1 protein-coding gene is annotated in these 1044 nt (G+C 45.7%); it reads left to right on the top strand.

What is annotated here, in order from left to right; genetic code table 11:
• The first annotated feature begins 462 nt into the window (after window positions 1-462).
• Window positions 463-660 carry a hypothetical protein gene (locus tag GTGU_RS25950; protein WP_156964245.1) on the top strand — a complete coding sequence of 66 codons (198 nt, stop codon included), beginning with the start codon at window positions 463-465 and terminating at the stop codon, window positions 658-660.
• The last annotated feature ends 384 nt before the right edge of the window (window positions 661-1044 follow it).

The raw sequence follows: 1044 nt of genomic DNA, 5'->3' as shown, positions 1-1044 counted from the left end.
CCTGTTTTACATTGTGTGTTTTATTATTTATATTTTGTATTACTGTTTTTATTTGTTATTAACAAGCAAATTACCTGGCAGGCATTAATTTATTTCCCGGCACCACCCGCTCCTGATGAAAAATAAAAAGCACATTTCAAAAAGAATCACAAAACAACCATGGAATACAGGGCAATAAAGCAAAAAAAAAGACAAGTAAAAACATTTGAAATCTGATGATAATTAATATATCAACATAAAATAACACAAAAAGAAAAAAGCAGCAGAATAAAGAATGCAGCCCCTGCCGCCTTCTTCTGAAAGATGAAACCGGGTCTGATTTTGTAAACCTGAAAAAGCTGCGGATTATTCTGTAAAGAATCATCAGACCCCGTATGAATGACTGAGCCGGGCAGTCAGCACAGGTATATTATCAGACATGAAAAAAATTCTGGCGGCACTGAAGCAGCCGGTGTCTGATTAATGGCTGACGGTATTCCGTCTGCCTGTCCCCGTGCCCGCCGCTGTACCCTGCTGCGCATTGTGACAGCCCTGCCCGCGAAGTCTGGTCCGGCAGGGCGTGGGGTGACGTGCTCACTTCGCCTTTCTCAGTTCCCGGCTGTACGGGTGATGTGCTTCCTGTCAGCCCCGTACCGTCGCCTCCATGCGCTTCGCGCATAAACTGCAAAATGGCACCAGAATCGATCACGGTCTGGCGGCGTTTTTCAGGGTATTGGGTAATCTCTGTGAGTGGTAATACGCAACATTACGGGTAACGCATCTTTTCGCTGTATTTCAGTTTGCCGGCATCTGTTTCCCCGGTTCATCTGGTTGTTGCGGAAAAACGATAGTAACGTTACGGTGCTTCAGGGGGAATCCATGAGGAAAAATAAACCGGTGCTGGAAAGCGCAGAAAAAACAGGTTAAAAAGCAGTAGAAAAGTTAAGTCCCCCGGATGATCGATCAGCTGCGAATCGCTGATCGACGTTCCACGCGAAAACATGATCGATCAGAGCGGAATACGCATCATACTGATGGTGTGCAGCCTATGCTGGCTTTCGGCCT

The sequence above is a fragment of the Trabulsiella guamensis ATCC 49490 genome (assembly GCF_000734965.1).
Classification (GTDB): domain Bacteria; phylum Pseudomonadota; class Gammaproteobacteria; order Enterobacterales; family Enterobacteriaceae; genus Trabulsiella; species Trabulsiella guamensis.
The sequence above is the reverse complement of the archived record's forward strand: the minus strand, read 5'-3'. Positions and strand labels throughout refer to the sequence as shown.

Coding starts and splice junctions, on each gene's coding strand:
- GTGU_RS25950 (WP_156964245.1), top strand. CDS start 463: ATGGCTGACGGTATTCCGTCTGCCTGTCCCCGTGCCCGCCGCTGTACC.